The 17,838-nt window shown below is 72.9% G+C and carries 12 protein-coding genes and 1 riboswitch; of the genes, 8 read left to right on the top strand and 4 right to left on the bottom strand.

Going from position 1 to position 17,838, the window contains the following annotated elements; genetic code table 11:
- Positions 1–170 precede the first annotated feature (170 nt).
- Complete coding sequence (locus AC1DV7_RS09715) at positions 171–1,601, bottom strand: aminotransferase class V-fold PLP-dependent enzyme (protein WP_477596914.1); 1,431 nt, start codon at positions 1,599–1,601, stop codon at positions 171–173.
- Positions 1,602–1,657: 56 nt separating this feature from the next.
- A riboswitch (SAM riboswitch) is annotated at positions 1,658–1,771 on the bottom strand.
- A gap of 420 nt (positions 1,772–2,191) precedes the next feature.
- Between AC1DV7_RS09715 and AC1DV7_RS09720 the strand changes: the two genes are divergently transcribed.
- From AC1DV7_RS09720 to AC1DV7_RS09730, 3 genes are all read left to right on the top strand, one after another.
- Positions 2,192–4,915, top strand: coding sequence for an FtsK/SpoIIIE family DNA translocase (locus AC1DV7_RS09720; protein ID WP_477596915.1), 2,724 nt, complete (start codon positions 2,192–2,194; stop codon positions 4,913–4,915).
- Positions 4,916–5,120: 205 nt separating this feature from the next.
- Positions 5,121–6,320, top strand: a complete 1,200-nt coding sequence (locus AC1DV7_RS09725; RefSeq protein ID WP_477596916.1) for a multidrug effflux MFS transporter — start codon at positions 5,121–5,123, stop codon at positions 6,318–6,320.
- 58 nt (positions 6,321–6,378) lie between these two features.
- On the top strand, positions 6,379–7,041 hold the full coding sequence (locus AC1DV7_RS09730) for an ion channel (protein ID WP_477596917.1): 663 nt from the start codon (positions 6,379–6,381) through the stop codon (positions 7,039–7,041).
- Between the two features lie 20 nt (positions 7,042–7,061).
- Here the strand turns inward: AC1DV7_RS09730 and AC1DV7_RS09735 are convergent, their stop codons facing one another.
- Complete coding sequence (locus AC1DV7_RS09735; protein ID WP_477596918.1) at positions 7,062–8,312, bottom strand: dipeptidase; 1,251 nt, start codon at positions 8,310–8,312, stop codon at positions 7,062–7,064.
- 32 nt (positions 8,313–8,344) lie between these two features.
- Between AC1DV7_RS09735 and rimO the strand changes: the two genes are divergently transcribed.
- From rimO to AC1DV7_RS09760, 5 genes are all read left to right on the top strand, one after another.
- Positions 8,345–9,910: a 30S ribosomal protein S12 methylthiotransferase RimO gene (gene rimO / locus AC1DV7_RS09740; protein WP_477596919.1), complete on the top strand. Its 1,566-nt coding sequence runs from the start codon at positions 8,345–8,347 to the stop codon at positions 9,908–9,910.
- Positions 9,904–10,569 carry a CDP-alcohol phosphatidyltransferase family protein gene (locus tag AC1DV7_RS09745; RefSeq protein WP_477596920.1) on the top strand — a complete coding sequence of 222 codons (666 nt, stop codon included), beginning with the start codon at positions 9,904–9,906 and terminating at the stop codon, positions 10,567–10,569. The genes rimO and AC1DV7_RS09745 overlap by 7 nt, the downstream gene beginning before the upstream one ends.
- Positions 10,566–11,060 (top strand): CinA family protein, encoded by a 495-nt coding sequence (locus tag AC1DV7_RS09750; protein WP_477596921.1) that lies wholly within the window; start codon positions 10,566–10,568, stop codon positions 11,058–11,060. The genes AC1DV7_RS09745 and AC1DV7_RS09750 overlap by 4 nt, the downstream gene beginning before the upstream one ends.
- A 112-nt stretch (positions 11,061–11,172) precedes the next feature.
- The gene (locus tag AC1DV7_RS09755; RefSeq protein ID WP_477596922.1) at positions 11,173–11,466 is read left to right on the top strand and encodes a helix-turn-helix domain-containing protein; all 294 of its coding nucleotides are present in this window, start codon (positions 11,173–11,175) and stop codon (positions 11,464–11,466) included.
- Between the two features lie 13 nt (positions 11,467–11,479).
- Positions 11,480–12,046 (top strand): GrpB family protein, encoded by a 567-nt coding sequence (locus AC1DV7_RS09760; RefSeq protein WP_477596923.1) that lies wholly within the window; start codon positions 11,480–11,482, stop codon positions 12,044–12,046.
- Here AC1DV7_RS09760 and AC1DV7_RS09765 read toward each other — a convergent pair.
- Entirely contained in the window at positions 12,031–12,897 is an 867-nt protein-coding gene (locus AC1DV7_RS09765) for a DNA-formamidopyrimidine glycosylase family protein (protein WP_477596924.1), read from the bottom strand. The genes AC1DV7_RS09760 and AC1DV7_RS09765 overlap by 16 nt on opposite strands.
- Positions 12,898–12,984: 87 nt before the next feature.
- On the bottom strand, positions 12,985–17,763 hold the full coding sequence (locus tag AC1DV7_RS09770; protein ID WP_477596925.1) for an ATP-dependent helicase: 4,779 nt from the start codon (positions 17,761–17,763) through the stop codon (positions 12,985–12,987).
- Positions 17,764–17,838: the final 75 nt, after the last annotated feature.

Below are 17,838 nucleotides of genomic sequence, written 5' to 3' on the forward strand. Positions count from 1 at the left end.
CCACCGACGGCCGTCACAACTGGGCCCACTGATCGACTGACGTTGATCGCCCGGGCCCAGCCACGTCCCATCCACCGTCCGCCTCCGGTTCGCCCGGGGGCGGACCTGTGTGTCCGGGCCGGTATGGCGTGTGGCCGGGTGTGGGTGAGCGAGGGCTGGCCCCGCGCCGGCTACCAGGGCCGAGTCGGCAGGGCGTCCCGGGGGTCGTCATCGACGACCCAGCCGTCGGCGGTGAGCTCGTAGTCGTGCGCCGGCCCGTGCGCCGCGAGGTCCGCGACGGCGGCGAGCAGCCGCTCGACGTGGGCCGCTGTGGTGGCGAGCCCCACGCTGGCGCGGACCGCCGTCGCGGGCCCCTCGGCATACGGGTCGGTCGGGTCGGTCTCGAGCAGCGCGTCCACGCACAGGTGCGCACAGAACTTGCCGTCCCGCACGCCGATCCCGTGCTCGGCCGCCAGGACGGTGGACACGAGCGAGGAGTCGACGCCGTCGACGGTGAAGGTCGCCACGGCCACGCGCTCGTGGTCGGGCGTGAACAGCGAGTAGGTCTCCACGCCGTCGATGGCCCTCAGCCCGTCGAGCAGGGCTCGGCCCAGGCTCGCCTCGTGGGCCTCTATCGCCTCGGCGTGGGTGCGCAGGGCGTGACAGGCGGCCGCGAGGGCCACGGCGCCGATGACGTTGGGGCTCCCGGCCTCGTGACGCGCCGCGCCCTCCTGCCAGACCACGCCGCGCTCGGTCACCAGGCGGGTCGCGCCACCACCGGCGAGGTAGGGCGCTGCAGCGTCGAGCCAGTCGCGACGGCCGGCGAGCACGCCGGCACCGAACGGCGCGTAGAGCTTGTGCCCGGACAGGACGACGTAGTCGACGCCGAGGTCATCGAGGTCGACCGGGCGGTGGGGGGCGTACTGCGCCGCGTCGAGCACGACGCGCGCGCCTGCCTTGCGGGCGACTGCAGCCAGCTGGCGGATCGGCCAGATCTCACCCGTGACGTTGGAGGCGCCGGCGAGGACGACCAGGCGGTGGCGGGAGTGGTTGCGCCGCAACGCCGCCCGCAGGATCGCCTCGGCGTCACGGACGCTGCCCGGCACCGGGAGGCGGTGGGTGCGAGCCGCGGGCCAGGGCAGCAGGGCCGCGTGGTGCTCGGTCTCGAAGACGAACACGGCCGTGTCGCGGGGGAGGGCGCGTGCCAGCAGGTTGAACGAGTCGGTGCTGTTGCGGGTGAAGACCACCTCGTCCGACTCGCGCGCCCCGACGAAGGTGCGCACCTCGTCACGAGCCTGCTCGTACCACGCGCTCGTCACCCGCGAGGCGTAGCCGTTGCCCCGGTGCACCGAGGAGTACGTGCGCAGGGCGGTGTCGACCGCCCGCTTGACCCCGACGAGCGCCGGCGTCGAGGCAGCGTGGTCGAAGTTCGCGTAGTCGACCGTGCCGTGCAGGGTCGGGACGGCCAGGGCCTCGGACACCACGGGCGGCAGCGCGGGGGCCGTGCCCGGCGCGGGGACCGCACGCAGGTGGTCGCGGTGGCCGTCAGCCCCCAGGGCCCTGGCGTGGGCGAGGGGAGCCGTGCGGCGAAACGGCGTCGGGGGTGTGCTGGCGATCGACATGTGGGGCAGCTCCTGGTCCGGGTGGGACCCGAGACCGTGAGAGCCGGTTGGTCGCGAGTCCGCGCTTGCCGCCTGCGTCGTGCAGGCGACCCGGTCGTCACCCGGAGCACCCCACCGCGGAGGAGGGTTGCTGGTCAGCAAGCCGGGGCTTCGCGCTGACACTCATGACCTGTCGTCGAGGGTAGCGGCGGGACGTCGCCCCGATCCAGCACTCGGGCGCTCCTTCCCGGCATCTGAGATGTCCGGGATGCCCGACGGCCCTGGAGGAGGTCTGACGGGGCGCCGACGCCAGGCGTCTTCGCGCGGAGAATCCCCCTTCTGCGCGCCTGCGCCGACGGCCATGGTGGTGACCGTCGGCGCAGGCCCCGCCAGACGCAGGCTCAGCGTTTCACCCGTGTCCCTCCGGGAGAATGGGTGTGGGCGCGATATGGCCGATCTCCGCGGGCACGTCGACCGTTCGGCCGAGGCTGATCTGCGGACATAACGGCCACCTGTCGCGACGGGGCGATCCGTGCCTGCCGGGCACATTCCTGGTGCCTGTAACGCGTGTGACGCGTGTTTCCGAAGTGACCTTCGCGTAGCCTGCGACCATGGCGACACGTCCGTCCACCTCGACGCGCTCCACGGGAGGTCAGGCCCCGCGACGCAGCACTGCGACCCGGCCTGCCAACCGCAGGTCCAGCGCGCCCCGCAAGTCCCCTGCCCGCGGCAAGACCACCGGTGGGGGACTGCCCCTGCCGCTGCGCGMCGTGCGCGGGACGTGGATGGGCATGGCGCACGTCGCCGGCGGCGCCGTGCGCCGGGTCGGCAGCAGCGCCCGCGACCTCGAGCCGGAGCACCGCCGCGACGGCGTCGGCTTCTTCCTCATCGGCCTGTCCATCGTCGTGGCGGCCCGCGAGTGGTGGGCGCTCGACGGTGCCGTGGGTGACGTCATCCACGCGGTCGTCGCCGGCACCTTCGGGCGGGTCGCGTACGCCGTGCCCCTGGCCCTGCTCTTCCTCGGCATCCGGCTGCTGCGCGCGCCCCAGGACGACGGCGCCAACTCCCGTATCGGCATCGGTCTCGGGGCACTCGCGTTCGCCGCGTCCGGCCTGGCCCACGTGGCCGCCGGCATCCCCACGCCGCCGCAGGGCGCCGACGGCATGCGTGACGGTGGCGGGATCATCGGCTTCCTCGCCTCCAGCCCCATCGAGGCGGCGGTCTCCGTCTACGGCACCGTCCCGATCCTGCTCATGCTGGGCCTGTTCGGCCTGCTCGTGATGACCGCGACCCCGGTCCACATGATCCCGCAGCGGCTCGCCGAGCTGCGCGACCACCTCCTGCACCGTGGCGCCCCCGAGGCCGACGACACCGACGCCGTCGATGACAAGCCCAAGCGCCGCCGTCGTGTCATCGAGCCCGAGGGCCCGATGGACGGCGACGAGGCCTTCGAGCAGGCCGCCGTGGTCGCTCCTGACGGGCGCAGGCTGCGTCCGGGCGAGAAGCGCCCGACCGCTCCCGGGGTCCTCGCACCGGGGGCGACCGGCGGCGCCGCCGACGCACCAGCCGGCCGGACCCCCAAGATCGAGGTCAAGGCCGCCCTCGAGGCGCCGCCGACGACCCCGCTGCCGCAACGGGTGGAGCAGCTGGCGCTCGCCGGCGACATCACCTACACGCTGCCCGACAACGCACTCCTCGAGCCCGGCTCGCCGCACAAGACCCGCAGCGCCGCCAACGACCGCGTCGTCGAGTCGCTCACGCAGGTGCTCGACCAGTTCGACATCGACGCCCAGGTGACCGGCTTCTCGCGCGGCCCGACGGTGACCCGCTACGAGGTCGAGCTGGGCCCCGGCATCAAGGTGGAGCGCGTCACCGCGCTGTCCAAGAACATCGCGTATGCCGTGGCGTCGGCCGATGTCCGCATCCTGTCCCCGATCCCCGGCAAGTCGGCGATCGGCATCGAGATCCCGAACGCCGACCGCGAGAAGGTCAGCCTCGGCGACGTGCTGCGCAGCCAGGCCGCTCGCGGCAACGACCACCCGATGGTCATGGGAGTCGGCAAGGACGTCGAGGGTGGCTACGTCATCGCCAACCTCGCCAAGATGCCGCACCTGCTCGTGGCGGGAGCCACCGGCGCCGGCAAGTCCAGCTTCGTGAACTCGATGATCACCTCGATCCTGATGCGCTCCACGCCCGACGAGGTCCGCATGGTCCTCGTGGACCCGAAGCGGGTGGAGCTCACCGCATACGAGGGGATCCCGCACCTGATCACCCCGATCATCACGAACCCCAAGAAGGCCGCCGAGGCGCTGCAGTGGGTCGTGCGCGAGATGGACACCCGCTACGACGACCTGGCCCAGTTCGGGTTCAAGCACGTCGACGACTTCAACAAGGCCGTCAAGGCCGGCAAGGTCAAGCCGCTCCCGGGGTCCGAGCGGCAGATCCACCCCTACCCGTACCTGCTCGTGATCGTCGACGAGCTGGCCGACCTCATGATGGTGGCCCCGCGCGACGTCGAGGAGTCGATCGTCCGCATCACCCAGCTCGCGCGCGCGGCGGGCATCCACCTCGTGCTGGCCACCCAGCGCCCCTCCGTCGACGTCGTCACCGGCCTCATCAAGGCCAACGTGCCGTCGCGCATGGCCTTCGCGACCTCGTCCCTCGCCGACAGCCGGGTCGTCCTCGACCAGCCCGGAGCCGAGAAGCTTATCGGCCAGGGCGACGCGCTGTTCCTGCCCATGGGCGCCTCCAAGACCATGCGCGTCCAGGGCGCCTGGGTCACGGAGTCCGAGATCCAGCAGGTGGTCAAGCACGTCACCGAGCAGCTCAAGCCGAACTACCGCGACGACGTGACGGTCGTCGCGGCCAAGAAGCAGATCGACGACGACATCGGCGACGACCTCGACCTGCTGCTGCAGGCCACCGAGCTCGTGGTCACGACGCAGTTCGGGTCGACGTCGATGCTGCAGCGCAAGCTGCGGGTGGGCTTCGCCAAGGCGGGCCGGCTCATGGACCTGCTCGAGTCGCGTGGTGTCGTCGGTCCCTCCGAGGGCTCCAAGGCCCGCGACGTCCTCGTCAAGCCCGACGACCTGCCGATGACGCTGGCGCTGATGCGCGGCGACGAGGTGCCGGGCGTCCCGGCCGAGGAGCCGGTCTTCGACGGCGCGGCCCTGGTCACCGACGACTCCACCGACCACACCGACGAGGTGCGGACCGGTGGGTATGCCGTGGGCGCCGACCCGCGGTACGCGAACGACCCCGTCGCGCGCGGCCTGGCGGGGTACGAGCAGGAAGAGGTCTCGCAGGACGCCTGGGAGCTGACCGGCAGGGACTGAGCTGGCCCGCACGGACGTGAGCTGACCGGCACGGACTCGGCGAGGGCCGTGGCCTTGTGTTCGTAGAGTTTCCAAGACGAGGGGCACGGGCCGGAATGGATCCCGGGTCTCTCGTCGTTGCGCCAACGTGACTGCCGCCCCCGAGACGATTCCTGCCACTCCTGCCGTTCCTGCCCTTCGTTCCCCGGCGCGTGACTCCGCGCCCGTGGCACCGACGGGTCGGTCGTACGTGCGCTTCGTCCTCGTGCTCGGTGCGCTCATCGCCATCGGGCCGCTGACCATCGACACCTACCTGCCGGCGCTGCCGTCGATCACCCGTGACCTGGCCGCCTCGGAGTCCGCGGTGCAGGGCACCCTCACCGGCATCCTGCTCGGGATGGGCCTCGGCCAGCTGCTCGTCGGACCGCTCGCGGACGCCATTGGCCGACGTCGCCCGCTCATCGCCGGGTTGGCTCTGCACATCGCCGCCTCGGTCTTCTGCGCCTTCGCGCCGACCATCGAGTTGCTCACCGTCGGCCGCGCGATCCAGGGCCTGGGCAACGCTGCAGTGGCAGTCGTGGCGATGGCCATGGTCCGCGACCTCTTCTCCGGCACGGCTGCGGCCACCATGCTGTCCCGCCTGATGCTCGTCATGGGCCTCGCCCCGGTGCTGGCACCCACCCTCGGCGGCGCCATCCTGCAGCTCACGTCCTGGCGTGGCGTCTTCGTCATCCTGGCCGTGGCGGGGGTCCTCATGGTGACCCTCGCCTCGCTGGCGCTGCGCGAGACGCTGCCGGAGCACGCGCGCCGGCCGCTGGCCTTCCGGTCGGTCATCGCCACCTACGCCAGCCTCCTGCGCGACCGCACGTTCGTCGGGCTGGTGCTCATCAGCGGGCTCATGTTCGCGACGCTCTTCTCCTACATCGGCGGCTCGTCGTTCGTCCTGCAGGACATCTACGGGCTGTCGGTGGCRCAGTTCGGGATCGCGTTCGGGGTCAACTCGCTCGGCTTCCTCACCGGGTCGCAGCTCAACCCGTTCCTGCTGCGGCGGTTCCAGCCGCGGCAGCTGGTCCGCACCGGTGTGACGATCGGCGCGACGGCGGCACTGGTGCTCCTGGCCGCGGCTGCGACCGGCGTCGGCGGGCTCGCGCTCATCCTGCTGCCGCTGTGGTTCCTGCTGTTCGCCTGTGGCATGACCCTGCCGAACACCCCGGCCCTGGCGCTCACCCGCCACGGCGAGGCCGCAGGCACCGCTGCTGCCATGCTCGGTGCCTCGCAGTTCGTCATCGGGGGCGCCGCAGCGCCGCTCATCGGGGCGATGGGGTCGGGCTCGGCGGTGCCCATGGCCATCGTGATGGCCGGCTGCGCCAGCCTGGCAGCGCTCGTGGCGTCCCGCACGCTGCGGGTCAGCCGCATCACCGCCTGACGCTCCCGCGGCGTGGTCGTGGCCGCGGGAGGGGCGTCGAGTCCCTAGGGTGGTCGGCATGCCGCAGTGGTTCGAGCACGTCAAGGAGCACCCGTCAGGGGTGTTGTTGGGGGCCCAGCTCGTCGCCGTCCTCGCCTACCCGTTCGCCGGGGACACCCCGGTCGGCCGGACGGTCCTCGGCGTCTTCGGTGCCCTGGTGCTGGCCGTGGCCGTGTATGCGGTGCGAGCCACCCCCGCGCTCACCTGGGTGGCRATCCTGCTCGGGGTGCCGGTCATCATCCTCACGGTCATGGAGGGCTTCGACCCCGGCAACACGACGATCGCGTTGCTGTCGGCGACGTTCCACGCGGTGTTCTACTTCTACACGGCCTACGGGTTGGTGCGGTACCTCTTCGACGACTCGTGGGTGACGAGGGACGAGATCTTCGCGGTGGGGGCCAACTTCACCGTGGTGTCGTGGGCGTTCGCCTACGTCTTCATCGTCGTGCAGATCGTCTGGCCCGGGTCGTTCATCGCGTTCCAGGGCGAGGGGCCACGGACGTTCCTCGAGCTGCTCTACCTCTCGTTCGCGAACCTCACCAGCGTCGGCCTGTCCGACGTGACGGCCGTGCTGCCGCACGCCCGCTCGGTCGTCATCATCGAGCAGGTCGCGGGCGTCATGTACGTCGCGCTGATCATCGCCCGCGTCGTCGGCCTGACCATCAGCCGCTGGCGCCACTAGCCTGCTCCGGCTCGCGTCGGTCAGCCTCCGGCACCGGCAGCAGGTGCCGCCCGGTCGCCGTCGAGCTCCGCGATCGTGGCCAGGCTCGGTCCGCGCTGCTCCTGCAGGGCGCGGGCGCCCTCCTCGGCCTCGGCCATGACGCGCAGGATGTTGCCGCTGGTGAGCTTGCCCAGGTCGTCGTCCGACCAGCCGCGGTCGGCGAGGGCGGCCAGCAGCCGCGGATAGCCCGTCACGTCCTCCAGACCCTGGGGCAGCTCGGCCACCCCGTCGTAGTCACCGCCGAGGCCCACGTGGTCGACGCCCGCGACCTCGCGGACGTGCTCGATGTGCTTGACCACGTCGTCCAGGCTCGCCTTCGGAGCGGGCGTGCGCGCGGCGTAGTCGTCGTAGAACCGCTGGTATGCGTCGGCGTCTGCAGGCGTGATGCCCTCGCCCGCCGCGACCTCGTTGAGCTCGGCCCGCCACGCCGCGGCGGCGGGGCTGACGAACGTCGGGACGAAGGTGACCATGCAGACGCCGCGGTTGTCGCGCAGCGACTCCAGCACGTCGTCCGGTGCGTTGCGCGGGCTGTCGCAGACGGCTCGCGCCGAGGAGTGGCTGAAGATCGCCGGCACCTGCGCCACCCGCAGGGCGTCGCGCATGGTGTCGGCCGACACGTGGGAGAGGTCCACGAGCATGCCGATCCGGTTCATCTCGCGAACCACCTCGACACCGAAGGCGGAGAGCCCGCCGTGCACCGTGACGTCGGTGGCCGAGTCCGCCCAGGGCACGTTGCTGTTGTGCGTGAGCGTCAGGTAGCGCACGCCGAGGACGTGCAGCATCCGCAGCGTCGCGAGGGAGCTGTTGATCGAGTGGCCGCCCTCGGCCCCCAGCAGCGAGGCGATCCGGCCCTGCCTCCACACGCCACGCACCTCCTCGGAGGTGCGCGCGAACGCGAGCTGGTCGGCATACCTCGCCACGAGCTGGTGGCCGGCGTCGATCTGCTCGAGGGTCGCACTCACCGCGTCGTCACCCGCCAGGGACGCGGGCACGAAGACCGACCAGAACTGCGCCCCCAGGCCCCCCTGACGCATCCGCGGCAGGTCGGTGTGGGTGGGGGTGCCCCCGGCGCCGACGTCGAGGCGGTCGAAGTCGTAGCCGACGCTGGTCCTGGCCTCCCACAGCAGGTCGTTGTGGCCGTCGAACACCGGGTGGCTGGACAGCAGCGCAGCGATGCGGTCGGCGTGGGCGCCCGGCTCGGGGACGGCGGAGGCGGCACTCGCGGTGGTCATGGCGCCACGCTACCCACCCGTAGAGTGGAGGCATGAGCTCGACGGCGCAGCGCAGCGTGGCCCTGGTGACCCTGGGGTGCACCCGCAACGAGGTCGACTCGGAGGAGCTGGCCGGCCGCCTGGCTGCCGAGGGGTGGCTGCTGGTCGACGACGCCGACGACGCGGACGTGGCCGTGGTCAACACGTGCGGGTTCGTCGAGCAGGCCAAGAAGGACTCCATCGACGTGCTCCTGCAGGCCTCGGCACGCAAGGGCCAGGGCAGGACGCAGAAGGTCGTCGCGGTCGGCTGCCTGGCCGAGCGCTATGGCCAGCAGCTGGCCGACGAGCTCCCCGAGGCCGACGCCGTGCTGGGCTTCGACTCCTACGCCGACATGTCGAGCCACCTGCGGGCCGTGCTCGACGGTCACGCCCCCGCCTCGCACACTCCCGGCGACCGCCGCCAGCTGCTGCCGCTGTCACCCGTGGAGCGCCAACAGGGTGCGGCCGGTGTGGCCATCCCGGGCCACGGCGCCCACGGCGACCCCACGTCGCCCGAGGAGTCGTCGGGGACCGGGGCGGTCGCTCCCGCCGACGTGACCATCGAGGGCCCGGTGCCCGCGTCGGGTCCCCGCGTCATCAGGGCCCGGCTCGACGGCCGGCCGTGGGCTCCGCTCAAGATCGCGAGCGGTTGCGACCGGCGGTGCGCCTTCTGCGCCATCCCGATGTTCCGCGGCGCTTTCGTCTCCCGGCGGCCGACCGACATCGTGGCCGAGGCCAGGTGGCTGGGGGAGCGCGGCGTCAAGGAGCTGTTCCTCGTCAGCGAGAACTCCACGTCCTACGGCAAGGACCTCGGTGACATCGGCCTGCTCGAGAAGCTGCTGCCCGAGCTGACCGCGGTGCCCGGCATCGAGCGCGTGCGGGTGTCCTACCTCCAGCCGGCCGAGATCCGCCCCGCCCTGCTCGACGCGATGGCCTCGCTGCCGGGGGTCGTGCCCTACTTCGACATCTCCTTCCAGCACGCGTCGGCGCCGCTGCTGCGCTCGATGCGCCGGTTCGGCGGGCGCGAGGCGTTCCTGGAGCTGCTCGAGCAGGTGCGGGCCCGTGCCCCCAAGGCCGGCATCCGCAGCAACGTCATCGTCGGCTTTCCCGGTGAGACGGAGGACGACCTGGCCGAGCTCGAGGCGTTCCTCGTCGCGGCCAGGCTCGACGTGGTCGGCGTCTTCGGCTACTCCGACGAGGATGGCACCGAGGCCGAGGGCTACGGCGACAAGCTGCCTGACGACGTGGTGGCCGAGCGGGTCTCGCGGTTCACGGCGCTCATCGAGGAGCTCAACCTCCAGCGCGCCGAGGAGCGCATCGGCGAGACCGTCGAGGTGCTCGTCGAGTCCGTCCCCGCCGTGGCGGGGGCGGGCGACCCGGCCGCGTCCGACGACTCCGACGACGATGACGACTCCGACGACGACTCCATGGTCGTCGGGCGCGCGGTTCACCAGGGCCCGGACGTCGACGGCGTCACGCTGCTGGACCCCCTGGCGTTTCCCGGCATCGCCGTGGGTGACCTCGTGCGCGCCGTCGTCGTCGCGACCGAGGGCATCGACCTGGTGGCCGAGCCGTGCTGAGCGAGTCTTCCCCGGCGCCGGACCCGGCCGCCACCCCGGTGCCGACCCCGGCCCCGAGCAGCTGGAACATCGCGAACGCCCTCACCATGGCCCGGATCCTGCTGGTCCCCGTCTACGGCTGGCTGCTGTTGTCCGACGGCGGAGCCGATGCCGGGATGCGCTGGTGGGCCGCGGCGGTGCTCGCCGTCGCCACGGCCACGGACCGGGTCGACGGTGACCTCGCGCGCAAGCACGGGCTGATCACCAACTTCGGCAAGATCGCCGACCCGATCGCGGACAAGACCCTCATGGGTATGGCGTTCGTGGGGCTCTCGGTGCTGGGTGAGCTGCCGTGGTGGGTGACGATCCTGGTGCTCGTGCGCGAGTGGGGCGTCACCGTGCTGCGGTTCTTCGTCATCCGGCACGGGGTGATGCCGGCCGGGCGCGGCGGCAAGGTCAAGACGGCGCTGCAGTTCTTCGGTCTGCTGCTGTTCACGATGCCCCTGTCGTCGCTGCCCGGTGCCGACGCCTGGGAGCTCGCGGCGACCGTCGTGCTGGGCCTGGCCGTCATCGTGACGGTCGTGACCGGGCTCGACATCGTGGTCAAGGCGCTGCGGATGAGGCAGACCAGCGAGCGCTCCGCCATGAAGCGCGCCCGACGGGCCGCCCGCAGCAGATGAGCTCGGGTGCCGAGGTCGTGCAGGCCCTGCGGCGGGCAGGGCTCAGCATCGCCACCGCCGAGTCCCTGACCGGCGGGCTGCTCTGTGCGGCCCTGACGGACGTGCCCGGCGCCTCGGCCGTCGTCCGCGGAGCCGTCGTGGCGTACGCGACCGACCTCAAGGCGCAGGTGCTCGGCGTCGACCCCGACCTGCTGGCGCGCGAGGGGGCGGTCCACGAGGACGTCGCCCGGCAGATGGCGGTCGGGGTGCGCACGGCGCTCGGTGCCGACGTGGGCGTCGCCACCACGGGGGTCGCGGGACCAGACCCGCAGGACGGGCAGCCCGTGGGCACCGTGTTCGTGGCGGCCGCCCGCGACGGCGAGGTGGCCGTGCGTCGGCTGGCCCTTGCGGGGGACCGGCTGGGCATCCGGCACGAGGCGGTGGCGGCAGCCCTCGACCTCGTGGCCGCTGTGGTGCGTGGGACGGAAGATCCGACACCTCGCGGACGTTGACGGGTGTGTCGCGTGTTTCCCGAATCCTGCGCGCGCCGCGTCAGGGCGTCGGGGTAACGTGGTCCCGTACCGATCCCGGCTCTCGAGCCAACGAGGCACTGAAGGAGGCGTCATGATCTTGCTTCGTCGCGAACTCGGTGACGTCCTCCGTGAGCAGCGGCAGTCACAGGGGCGCACCCTGCGCGAGGTCTCCGCGGCCGCGTCGGTGTCGCTCGGCTACCTCAGTGAGGTCGAGCGCGGCGAGAAGGAAGCCTCGTCCGAGCTGCTCGCCTCCATCTGCGGCGCCCTGCACCTGCCCCTCTCCGAGGTGCTGGGCCAGGTCTCCGAGAGGGTGGCCGAGACCGAGGCCCTCACCGCTCCGGTGTCGCTGCCGCTGCCTCAGGTCGTCTCCGCCTCGGCGGCCTGACCCCCTGGTGGTCGTGCCCGACCCGTTCGTCGCCGGACGGCCCGAGCCGTATTCCGTGCCCGTCGTCCTGCACGAGCCCGACCCCGACTGGCCAGACCTCTTCGACGATGACGCCCGCAGGATCCGCGAGGCGCTGGGCTCCACCGCGCTCGCCGTCGACCACGTCGGCTCCACGTCGGTGCCGGGTCTGCCGGCCAAGCCGGTCATCGACATCCTGCTGCAGGTCCCGGACTCCGCCGACGAGGCCGCCTACGTGCCGGCACTCGAGGGCATCGGCTACTCCTTGCGGATCCGTGAGCCCGAGTGGCTCGAGCACCGGGTGCTCTACCAGCGAGTCGACGAGGGCGCTCCGCACAGCATCAACCTGCACGTGCTCTCACCGGAGCTCGGCGCCGACGAGATCGCGCGGATGCTGGGCTTCCGTGACTGGCTGCGGTCCCACGACGACGACCGGGACCGGTATGCCGCGGTGAAGCGCGAGCTCGCGAGCCGCCCCTGGCGGTACGTCCAGGACTACGCCGACGCCAAGGGCGACATCGTCGAGGAGATCATCAGCCGCAGCCGTCAGGCCCGCCGGTAGGGCGTGGCCCGGCCACGGGACGAACCGAGCGGTCGCTGCGGGCGGCCGTCGTCGGTGGCCCCGAGACCGCCCTGGCAACCGGGGCAGTAGAACATCGTCCGCTCCCGCGTCGGGGGACCCACCATCGCCACCCGTACGGTGGCCCCGCACCGCCGGCACGGTCGCCCGGACCTGGCATGGACGTAGCTCTCCTCGCCCTTGCGACGGATACCCGTGCTGGCCTGGATCGCGTGGTCCTTGGCGAGGGTGATGAGCCGGTGGACGCGGTCGACCAGTCGTGCGACGTCGTCGGCCGACAGGTCGACCGCCGGCGTCCACGGGTGCAGGAGCTCCAGGAACAGCGACTCGGCCGCCCAGAGCGTGCCCACCCCGGCGAGGTTGCGCTGGTCGAGCAGGGCGGCTCCGATGGTGGTGTCGGCGGAGCCGAGTCGTGCGGCGGCCACGGCGGCGTCCCAGTCGGGCCCGAGCAGGTCGGGACCGAGGTGGCCCACGAGGGTGCTTTCGGAAGCCGTGGGGACCAGGTCGAGCATGCCGAGCCGCAGGCCGAGCGCGGTCCACCTGCTGGTGCCCACCGCAGCGCGCAGGTCGTCGCGCCGCAGCCACCTGCCCGTCTCGGCGGCGTGCTCGACGCGCCACTGACCCTCCATGCGCAGGTGCGAGTGGAGGGTGACGCCCGAGTCGAAGCGGTGCAGGACGTGCTTGCCCCGGCTGACCACCTCGAGGGTCGTGGCGCCACGCAGGTCGTGGGTCGCCACCTCGGGGAAGCGCAGGTCGCTGAGCACGACCGGCTCGCCGGCCAGCGCCAGGTGCAGCCGGTGGGCCGTGCGCCAGACCGTGTCGCCCTCAGGCACGAGGCGCCCCCATCGCGAAGCCGTTCCCAGCGTCACCGTGACCCGTCGCCATGACCGTTGCCCTCGCCGTCACCGCTCCCGTCGCCATCACCGACGCAGCCGGAGCCCGCGGGGTGTCGCGTGGAAGCCCGCGTTGGCCAGGGCCTGCACCAGCGGGTGCCCGGACCCGAGCAGCGCACCCCCGTCGGCCTTCTCGACGGTGAGCCGCCCGAGGGCGCCCTCCCGGACCGCGAGCGCCAGCGCATCGGCCGCGCTCTGCAGGCGTCCGGCGTCGTCGGTCCACGACAGCAAGGTCTTGCCGCCCCGCTCGACGTAGAGCACCAGCTCGCCATCGACCTGCACGACGAGGGCGCCGGCCTTGCGGGCAGGTTGGTGCCCTCGCTTGGCCGCGCGCGCGCTGGTGTCCGAGGCCTTCGCTGGGCCTGAACCAGTGGTGGAGAGGTCGACCTGGTCGAGGGCCTCGGGCGCGTCGCCGCCGGGGCGGTCGGGCCAGGGCAGGGCAGCACCGTAGGCGTTCGCAGGGTCGGTCGCGGCCAGCACCAGGGCCGGACCCGGCCGGGCGTCGGGGTCCTCGCCGGGTGGCCTCGCCCCGGCACGGAGCCGGTCGACCGCGCCGGTCGTCGAGAACTGGGCAGCCCCCAGGGACTCGACGAAGTAGCCCCGGCGAACCCGCCCCGACTCCTCGGCAGCGGCCAGCACGCGGTAGACCCCGGCGAACCCGCCGGTCACGTCCTCGGCGACCACGGAGCCGCGGGTGACCACGCCATAGCGGTCGAGGAGCACCTCTGCGGTGGCATACGCCCGGACGGTCGCATCGGGCTCGACCTCGGGCAGCAGCGACCAGCGACCTGCGCCGGTCGGTGGACCCGTGCGGGTGGGCATGGTGGCCCGACCCAGCCCACGCTGGCCCGACAACGCACCGAGGGAGCCTCGGCGACCGGCATACCGGGTGGTGCGCGGACCGGACGACGCGCGCCGGTGGGCCGTGCGGCCCCCGCCGAGCAGGGCCCGCAGCGGCGCGATCGTGTCGCCGCTCGCGATGCCGCGCCAGACCAGGGACCAGAGGTCGGTGACCAGCTGCTCGTCGTCGGTGCTGCCGACGGCGTCGGCAAGGGTGCGGAAGAAGTAGGCGCCACCGCCGGAGAGCGCGTCGACGACGGACTGCTCGGTCTCGGAGAGTGCAGCGTCGTCGAGCGCCCGCAGCGTCAGGTGTGCCGTGTCGGCCAGGTGCAGGGACACCCAGCCGTCGTCACCGGGCAGCGAGCCGTGCCCCCGCCACAGGACCTCGCCGCTGCTGGTCAGCTCGTCGAGGAGGGCAGGGGAGTAGTCGACGACGCGGCTCGGCAGGACCAGGGTCTCGAGCGCACTGGCCGGGACCAGGGCGCCCGCGAGCTGCTCGACCGCTCGCACCAGACCCTCGCGACCGCGCAGTCCGCCGCCCACGGATTGCCACTGGGGCAGGAAGCGGGCCAGCTCGACCGAGGCGACCGGCTCCACCTCGGCGCGCAGTGCCGCGAGCGAGCGGCGCCGGAGCATCCGCAGGACCTCGGCGTCGCAGTAGTCGAGGCCGTGTCTGCCGCCGCCGTTCTCGGTGGGGAGCAGCTCACCCTCGACGAGCCGGCCCGCGGAGACGAGCCGCCGCAGGGCGTCGAGCGCGACGGCCGGGCCCACGCCCCACCACTGCGCGACCGTCGCCACCGGGAACGGGCCGTGCGTGCGCGCGAACCGTGCCACGAGGTCACCGAGCGGGTCGGGCACGGGCTCGGTGAAGGCCTGGGGGACACCCACCGGCAGCGAGCAGCCGAGGGCGTCGCGGAGCCGGCCCGCGTCCTCGATCGCAGCCCACCGCTCCTCACCGGCGATGCGCACCCGGATGACCCGGCGAGCGCCCTCGAGGTCGACCAGCCAGCCGCCGATCTCCTTGTGGGTGAGGTCGTCCCGTGAGCGTCGCTGCACCTCGGCGAGGGACAGCGGACCCAGCACGCGCAGCAGGTCGGCGACGTCCTCGGCGTCGCGGCAGGCGCGCTCGGCCACGAGTCGCTGGAGCTCGTGCTCGGTGCGGGTCACCTGCTCGGGGTCGAGCAGGTCGCGCAGCGAGAGCCCCTCGCCACGGCCGAGCAGCTCGGCCAGGAGGGTCGGGTCGAGCGCCAGGGCCGCCGCGCGCTTCTCGGCGAGGGGCGAGTCGCCCTCGTAGAGGAACTGGGCGACGTAGCCGAACATGAGCGAGCGCGCGAACGGCGACGGCTGTCGCGACTCGACGTCGACCAGCGTCACCTCGCGTGAGGAGACGGACCTCATCAGGGCCTCGAGCCCCGGGACGTCGAAGACGTCCTGGACGCACTCGCGGACGGTCTCGAGCACGATGGGGAAGGAGGCGTACTGGCTGGCGACCTCGAGCAGCTGGGCGGCGCGCTGGCGCTGCTGCCACAACGGCTGCCGACGGTCGGGGCGGCGCCGCGGCAGCAGCAGGGCGCGCGAGGCGCACTCGCGGAACCTGGACGCGAACAGCGCCGACCCGCCGATCTCGGCGGTCACGAGGTCGTGCACCTCGTCGGGGTCGAGCGTGACGAGCTCGAGCAGCTCGGCGCCCACCCCGCGTCCGTCCTCGAACTCGAGGTCGGGCAGCCGGAAGACGATGCCGTCGTCACCGTGCATCGCCTGCACGTCGACGCCGAAGCGCTCGCGCATGCGCGCCGACACGCACAGGGCCCAGGGCGCGTGCACCTGGCCGCCGAACGGCGAGTGCACGGCAACGCGCCAGTCACCCAGCTCGTCACGGAACCGCTCGACCACGAGGGTGCGGTCGTCAGGCACGTGGCCGGTGGCCTCGCGCTGCTCGGTCAGGTAGGCCAGCAGGTTGTCGGCGGCCCACTCGTCGAGCCCCGCCGCCTCGACGCGCGCGCGTGCCTTGGCGGGGGACAGGCCCACCACCTCTCGCACGAAGGCGCCGACGGCCCGCCCGAGCTCGGCCGGACGGCCCTGCTGGTCGCCCTTCCAGAACGGCAGCCGACCCGGCACCCCCGGTGCGGGCGTGACGAGCACCCGGTCGTGGGTGATGTCCTCGATCCGCCAGGTCGACGTGCCGAGCGTGAACACGTCGCCGACCCGGGACTCGTAGACCATCTCCTCGTCGAGCTCGCCCACCCTGCGACCGGCACCCTCGCTGGAGGCGAGGAACACGGCATACAGGCCGCGGTCGGGGATGGTGCCACCCGAGGTCACGGCGAGGCGCTGGGCACCCGGCCGACCGGTCAGGGTGCCGGTCACGCGGTCCCAGACGATGCGCGGGCGCAGCTCGGCGAACTCGTCGCTGGGGTAGCGCCCCGACAGCATGTCGAGCACCGACTCGAGGATCGAGCGAGGCAGCGACGCGAACGGGGTGGCCTTGCGGACCACGGACTCGAGGTCGTCGACGGTCCACTCGTCGAGCGCGCACATCGCCACGACCTGCTGCGCCAGCACGTCGACCGGGTTGGTGGGGACGCGCAGCGACTCGATGGCCCCAGCGCGCATCCGCTCGACGACGACTGCGGTCTGCACCAGGTCGCCGCGGAACTTGGGGAACAGCACGCCTCTGGACACCGCGCCCACCTGGTGCCCCGCCCGGCCAACCCGCTGCAGCCCACTCGCCACGGAGGGCGGGGACTCGACCTGCACGACGAGGTCGACCGCGCCCATGTCGATGCCGAGCTCGAGGCTGCTCGTCGCGACGACGGCGGGCAGCCGACCGGCCTTGAGGTCCTCCTCGATGAGCTGGCGGTGCTCCTTGCTGACCGAGCCGTGGTGCGCGCGGGCGAGCACGGCCGGGGCCCCGGCCGACGCGCCGGACTGGGCCATCACCTGGGCCGGGGTGCGGGCGGAGGAGGCCTGCCGGTCGGGCGGACCGGCGGGCGTGTCGCCCTCGAGCGCACGCATCGTCTCGAGGCGCTCGTCCCAGATCTCGTTGAGCCTGCTGGTCAGTCGCTCGGCGAGGCGTCGGGAGTTGGCGAAGACGAGTGTCGAGCGGTGCGACGCCACGAGGTCGACGATGCGCTCCTCGACGTGTGGCCAGATCGAGGCCCGGCGCTCGGCGCCCGAGGCGGGGCCCGAGAGGTCGCCCTCGACGACCTCGCCCAGGGCCGACATGTCGGCGATGGGGACGACGACGTCGAGGTCCCACTCCTTGGTCGACGCGGGACGCACGATCTCGACCGGACGGCCGCCGGCGAGGTAGCGCCCGACCTCGTCGACGGGCTCGACGGTGGCCGACAGCCCCACGCGCTGCGCCGGACGCTCGAGCAGGGCGTCGAGCCGCTCGAGGGACAGGGCCAGGTGGGCGCCGCGCTTGGTGCCGGCCACGGCGTGCACCTCGTCGAGGATGACCGTCTCGACCCCGGCCAGCGCCTCGCGTGCCTGCGAGGTGAGGATGAGGAAGAGCGACTCGGGCGTCGTGATCAGCACGTCCGTCGGCGTGCGGGCGAAGGCGCGGCGCTCGGCGGCCGGGGTGTCGCCGGACCGCACGGACACGGTGATGTCGGGCGGGGTCAGGCCCAGGCGGGTGGCGGCGTGGCCGATGCCGACGAGGGGCGAGCGCAGGTTGCGCTCGACGTCCACCGCGAGGGCCTTCATCGGGGAGACGTACAGGACCCGGCAGCGCTTGAGCTTGTCGTCCGGCGGCGGCTGCGCGGCCAGGCGGTCGAGCGCCCAGAGGAACGCCGACAGCGTCTTGCCCGAACCCGTCGGGGCCACGACCAGCGCGTGGTGGCCGGAGCTGATCGCGTCCCACGCACCGGCCTGGGCGGCCGTGGGCTCGCGAAAGGAGCTCCTGAACCACTCCGCGGTGGCGGGGGAGAAGCGGTCGAGCACGTCGGGTGGCTTGCCTGCCATGAGGGGAACAGCCTCTCACCCCCCACCGACAGCAGGAGGTCAGGAATCGAGAAGCGCCCCGCTCCTGCCCCGACC

It is taken from the genome of Pedococcus sp. P2_E4 (genome assembly GCF_056403935.1).